The following is a 5,621-nucleotide window of genomic DNA, read 5'->3' as shown; positions in this document are numbered from 1 at the left end:
GAGGATGGACGCCGCACGATCGAGTGCGACACCTTTGAGGTAGCCGCCGAAATCGAGGGCCAGTTCGCGCTTGCGGCTGGCGGCAACATGATCGTCAAGCTGCACATCGGCGATGCCGGGGCGCGCTGCGCGCCAGGCAGCCAGTGCCCCGGCGTCGGGCAGCGCAGCCGGCAGATCGTCGGACTGAAAGCCCCAGAGGCTGACCAGGCGACCGATTCCCGGGTCGAAGAGGTATTCGCTGGCCAGCGCCAGGCGCTGCGCGTCGGCGATCAGCGTCGCCATTTCCGGCGTCACGGCCAGCCGCCGGCCAGCCGCCAGAGCTGCGTTGAGCTCGCTCAGTTCGGAGGGTTTCCAGGCGTGGTACGTACGATGCAGGCGGTCGAACTCGCGCAGCACGGCGGCGGCCGCCGGCCGTGCCTGCGCCTCGGGCAGGCCGGCAATCAGTACCTCGACGCGCGTACCGAAAACGAAGGCTTCCTGATGATGCAACGGCGCCCGGCCGCAAGCGGCCAGAGCGCCGAGGAAAATGAGCAGCAGGCCTAGACGGCTGCTACCGCGCACGCACGCTCCAGCGCCGCGACGAACATCTCGGCAGCGTCGAAACCGGTCTGTTCGGCAATCTCGACCATACACGTCGGGCTGGTGACGTTGATCTCGGTGAGCCAGTCGCCGATCACGTCCAGACCGACCAGCAGCAGGCCGCGTGCGGCCAGCACCGGCGCCAGCGTGCTGGCAATCTCGTGGTCGCGTGCGGTCAGTTCGCGAGCCACGCCAGTGCCACCGGCAGCGAGGTTGCCGCGCGTCTCGCCGGCTTTCGGGATGCGCGCCAGACACCACGGGACGACCTGGCCGCCGACGAGCAGGATGCGCTTGTCACCATCGACGATCTCGGGGATATAGCGCTGCGCCATGATCGTGCGGGCGCCGTCGCGGGTCAGCGTTTCGACGATGACGTTGCGGTTCGCGTCATCGTCGCGCACGCGGAAGATCTGGCTGCCGCCCATGCCGTCGAGCGGCTTGAGGATCGTGTCGCGCTCGAGGTCGATGAAGGCGTGGATCAGGGCAGCCTCGCGTGCCACCAGCGTCGGCACCGCAAAGCGGGCGAACTCGGCGACCGACAGTTTCTCGGAATGATCGCGCAGTGCCCGCGGTCGATTGAAGACGCGCGCGCCTTCGCCTTCGGCACGCTCGAGCAACCACGTCGTGGTCACGTACTCGATATCGAAAGGCGGATCCTTGCGCATCACGACGGCGCCGAAGTCGCGCAGCGCAACGACGTGCCGGTCGATTTCGACGAACCAGTCGTGGTCGTCGGCAAGCATTTCCAGGTGCACCGCTTCGGCGCAGACACCATGCAGAGGCGAGAGATGGATCGCCTCCTGCTGCACCGCCCAGACCGCATGCCCGCGCGCCTGCGCTGCACGCATCATCGCAACGCTGCTGTCCTTGTAGGCCCGGAGCGACCCGATCGGGTCCACGACGAATGCTATGCGCATGCCAATTCCTCCGCCACCGGCGCCGTCCGTTCGAGCTCCAGCGACGCGGCAAGTTGCGCCAGACGGGCAACCACACCATAGGCATAGAAGCGGTTCGGGGCCGCATCGGGATTCTGGCATTGGTCGGGCAGCGAACAACTGGTTTCGAAAGCCAGTCGCTCGAAGTGCATTCCCGGCGCATTGAGGTTTTCGTCGCGGCCGCGGCCGCTATGCACACGGTAGAAACCGCCGACGACGAAGCGGTCGATCATATAGACGACCGGCTCGGCGACACCTTCCTGCTTGCCGCTGCCGACCACCTCGTAGCTGTGCACACCCTCCTGGATGATCACCTGCGAAACCGCCAGACCCTCCTTGATCACCGACATCTTGTTGCGCTGCCGGCGATTGAGGCCGGTCACCTGCGAGGCGTCCTTGACCGTCATCACGCCCATGCCATAGGTGCCGGCGTCTGCCTTGACGACGACGTACGGGGTCTCGTCGATACCGTACTGCCGATACTTCTCGCGGATCAATTCGAGCACCGCATCGACATTGGCGGCCAGGCAATCCTCGCCCTGGCGCTCGTGAAAGTTGACGCTGTCGCACACCGAAAAGTAGGGGTTGATCCGCCACGGGTCGATGCCGACCAGCCTGGCGAAATCGCCCGCGACCTGGTCATAGGCAGCAAAGTGGTTCGACTTGCGGCGTACGGCCCAGCCGGCATGCAGCGGGGGCAGTACCACCTGCTCGTCGAGATCTTTCAGGATTTCCGGGATGCCGGCCGAGAGATCGTTGTTCAGCAGGATTGCGCAGGGTTCGAACCCGGCGAGGCCGAGCCGGTGGCGGCTGCGCACCAGCGGCTCGAGGAGCAGTGTCGTACCATCGGGCAGCCCGACGGGAGTCGGCTTGACGATCTCGGGCAACAGCGAGCCGATACGTACATCGAGCCCGGTCAGGCGCAGGATGGCGGCAATCTGCGCCACATTCTGCAAGTAGAAGAGGTTGCGCGTGTGGTTCTCGGGAATCAGAAGCAGCCGCTTGGCGTCCGGGCAGATGCGGTCGATCAGGGTCACCGCCGCCTGCACGCAAAGCGGCAGGAAGCTCGCGTCGAGGTTGTTGAAGCCGCCCGGGAACAGGTTCATATCGATCGGCGCCAGCTTGAAACCCGAATTGCGCAGGTCGACCGACCCATAGAAGGGCGCCGTGTGCTCCTGCCACTGCCCACGCAGCCAGCGTTCGATCGTCGGCATGGCCTCGAGGAAACAGCGCTCGATCTCGAGCAGGGGACCGCTGAAGGCAGTGGTAAGGCGTGGAACCATGAGCTTGTCTCCTCTTCAGCGGCACTCTTCGGGCGCCAAAAATGCTTTGCGGCCGGTGCCGCCAGAATGGCAGAACGTAGTGCCATCGAACGTGAAACCAACTGGACTACCTAGCTTCTTGCGCGAATCCAGTCGAGCGACAAGTGAGTTAGGACAGCACCACCAAATGCTTGGGCTGTGCTCCTCGCACGGAAGCCAGAGGAACGCCACGGTCCAGCGTGACCAATCGCCCTCCCCGTTCCACCGCCAAGGCCAGCAAGTAGGCGTCGGTCACCTGTCGGGAACTCAATAGCCGGTCCCACGTCACCCGATCCGGTTGCAGCAAGCTGATGGAATCCGGCCAGAAGGCATGGGCCAAGTCTCGCGCGGCCTCGGCCAGCCGTTCGGCGACTCTTGCCACCGGCACACTATTGGGGTAAGCCGGCTGCGAAAGGATGCGAATACACCCGTTCTGGGTCAATGGGCACGAAGCCCAGCCGGCATCAAGGTGCCGCGCGAGCCACCCGCGGCTAAGGCGATGGTGAAGATGGCCACCGTCGAGCAGTGCGATCAAGACGTTCACATCCAACAATGCCCGCATCACACCCCCTCAATCTCCCGCAGGGCGTTGACATCGTCGTTGGTGACCACCGCACTTCCGGCCGGAAAGGGCCGAAATCCCGCCACCGGGACGACGCTCCCGCCAACGCTGCCGGCAGGCAATGCCGGCGGCTCCTCGCCGGTCAGCGCTCGGCGCAGCAATTGAGAGACAACCTGACCAGCCGACACCCGCTGCCGCCTGGCCAATTCCTTGGCCGCCGCGAGCACGTCCTCGTCAATATCCAACGTGGTTCTCATACCCGAACGCCCTGTATGGTTGATGAGGTGATGCGTTGACTCTAGCACATCACTCGCTCGGTAACGATGGCGACAGTCATGAGCCACCGCCCGGCAGGAAGGCACGGAACGACTCAGGCAGCGGCGTCTGCTCGAGACTGCGCTGGGCGAAGAGAAAACGGCCGTCGCAGACGAAACCGAGGTCCTCCCAGTCGACAACATTCAGCGCCTCGGCCAGCGCCCGCACATCGACGGCCGGGTCGCGCGGGAAAATCGCCAGTACCGCTCCGTCATAGTGATTGCAGCGATGCACGAAGAAGGGCCGCGAGCGGCGTGTCTTGTTGTTGACGTAAACCCGTGGCTGCGTCGACTGATGGTAGCCACGTCCCCAGTGCCACCAGTTGGATTCGTCAAACGGCCGGATGCGGCGAGCGATCAGGCGAGTCTTGTGCGGCAGCAAGACGGCCGGCGGCGCTTCGCCGGGCTCGCACCAGAGCATCCGGCGCGTCTTCCCGCTGGCGAGCGTCCCCGAGTAGACGAAACTGCGATTCCCGTACTCCTCGCTGGCGTAAAGATCATCGGCGCCGGACACGGCGCCGACCTTGACGAAAGCGATATCCGTCAGGTGCAGCGCATAGTCGCCGCGCGTGAACAAGAGGTGACCACCGCTCTCGACGAAGTGGCGCTCCTCCCACTGCAATCGCCCCAGGCCGGCGATGCCGTCGGCAAAGCCCTGGGCGGCATAGCGCGTCAACCGCGAAAAGTTGCCGAGCTCGAACCGCCAGATCGCACAATTCGGCGTGGCACCGTCAAACAGCCGGGAATCGCCGAGTTCGACGAAATCCGTGATCGTTCCTGCGGCGTGCAGCAGGCGGTTGAGCGGCACGGCGGAGGTCGCCTTGACGAAATCGCGCGGCGTGATGAAGACGATCTCACCGCCTGGAGCCAGATGCCTGAGACACTTCTCGATGAAGAACAGATACAGGTTGGCGCGCCCGTCGAGAACGCTGCGCCTGACTCGGCCACGCGATGCGGCCGGTATGTCCTGGTAGCGCACGTACGGCGGATTGCCGATGATCGTCGCGAAAGACTCGCGCTCCGACAGGTCGAAGAAATCCATCACGCGCGCCCCCGGCGGCGCATGCCGTGGATCGATCTCGATACCGACCGCAAACGGAAAATGCTGCAGGAAAACGCCGTCGCCGCAAGCCGGTTCGAGCACCCGGCCACGGTTGCGCACCAGCGCAAGCATGCTGTCGACGACCGCCGTCGGCGTGAACACCTGTCCGAGGCGGCCGATGTCGTGCGTCGGTGGAGTCGACGGCGGAGACTCGACTGTTTTCGGCGGACGGCTCACCGTCAGCGAGTTCCCCAGGGCATGACCGGCACCGTCGAAATACTGTTCGCCGGCGCGCCATCGATCAGCTTGCGGCTGATCGCCAGGTAGACCAGCGTCTTGTTCGCTTCGTCCCACATCCTGACGACACGCGTCTCCTTGAACAGGATCGAAGTGTCTTCGGCGAAGACCGTGGCTTCTTTCGGCAGCTTCGCCGGCAAGGTGATCGGCCCCGTCTGCCGACAGGCCAGCGAGAACTGCGACGGATCCTGAGCCAGACCGAACGAGCCGCTGACACCGCCGGTTCGCGCCTGACTGACGTGGCAGGTCACTCCCGGCACCTTCGGGTCGGCAAAACTCTCAACGCAAATCCGGTGATTGGCACCGATCAGCTTCCATTCGGTGGTCACGCAACCCACCTGATCAGCCTGCGCCAGCGTGCTCCACAGGGCAAGCGCGCCACAAACGGTCGCCCGGCTGCCCACGCTCCATTTCCTCTTGGCCATCAACTTTCCCCTTCTGTTTTGCACATGCCAGCACCACGTCCCGGCGAACGGCCCTGTCGATCAGCGCCGTCCTTCGCCGCCGATCACTCCGGATACGCTTCCAGCGTTACGTTGCTGATCTGGCCGACCGGCGAACCGCGGCGCGCCCGCTGCGCCAAATGGCGCT

7 protein-coding genes are annotated in these 5,621 nt (G+C 64.7%); all 7 read right to left on the bottom strand.

The features are described 5' to 3' along the window. On the bottom strand, nt 1-561 hold a 561-nt coding region (locus tag RUU78_RS19150; protein ID WP_313919185.1), incomplete at its 3' end, for an FAD:protein FMN transferase. Then, complete coding sequence (gene gshB, locus RUU78_RS19145; protein ID WP_313919184.1) at nt 540-1,496, bottom strand: glutathione synthase; 957 nt, start codon at nt 1,494-1,496, stop codon at nt 540-542. The genes gshB and RUU78_RS19150, both read right to left, overlap by 22 nt. After that, on the bottom strand, nt 1,487-2,797 hold the full coding sequence (gene gshA, locus RUU78_RS19140; protein ID WP_313919183.1) for a glutamate--cysteine ligase: 1,311 nt from the start codon (nt 2,795-2,797) through the stop codon (nt 1,487-1,489). The genes gshB and gshA overlap by 10 nt, the downstream gene beginning before the upstream one ends. A 148-nt stretch (nt 2,798-2,945) precedes the next feature. After that, on the bottom strand, nt 2,946-3,377 hold the full coding sequence (locus RUU78_RS19135) for a TA system VapC family ribonuclease toxin (RefSeq protein ID WP_313919181.1): 432 nt from the start codon (nt 3,375-3,377) through the stop codon (nt 2,946-2,948). After that, a complete protein-coding gene (locus RUU78_RS19130; RefSeq protein ID WP_313919179.1) occupies nt 3,377-3,634 on the bottom strand; it encodes a CopG family transcriptional regulator in 258 nt (85 codons plus the stop codon). The genes RUU78_RS19135 and RUU78_RS19130 overlap by 1 nt, the downstream gene beginning before the upstream one ends. Before the next feature lie 76 nt (nt 3,635-3,710). Then, complete coding sequence (locus RUU78_RS19125; RefSeq protein WP_313919178.1) at nt 3,711-4,970, bottom strand: class I SAM-dependent methyltransferase; 1,260 nt, start codon at nt 4,968-4,970, stop codon at nt 3,711-3,713. Nucleotides 4,971-4,972: 2 nt separating this feature from the next. Next, nucleotides 4,973-5,434 (bottom strand): CreA family protein, encoded by a 462-nt coding sequence (locus RUU78_RS19120; protein WP_313919177.1) that lies wholly within the window; start codon nt 5,432-5,434, stop codon nt 4,973-4,975. Between the last annotated feature and the right edge of the window lie 187 nt (nt 5,435-5,621).

Source organism: Tahibacter sp., assembly GCF_032229445.1.
GTDB lineage: Bacteria > Pseudomonadota > Gammaproteobacteria > Xanthomonadales > Rhodanobacteraceae > Tahibacter.
This window is presented reverse-complemented; position numbering and strand designations above follow the sequence as displayed.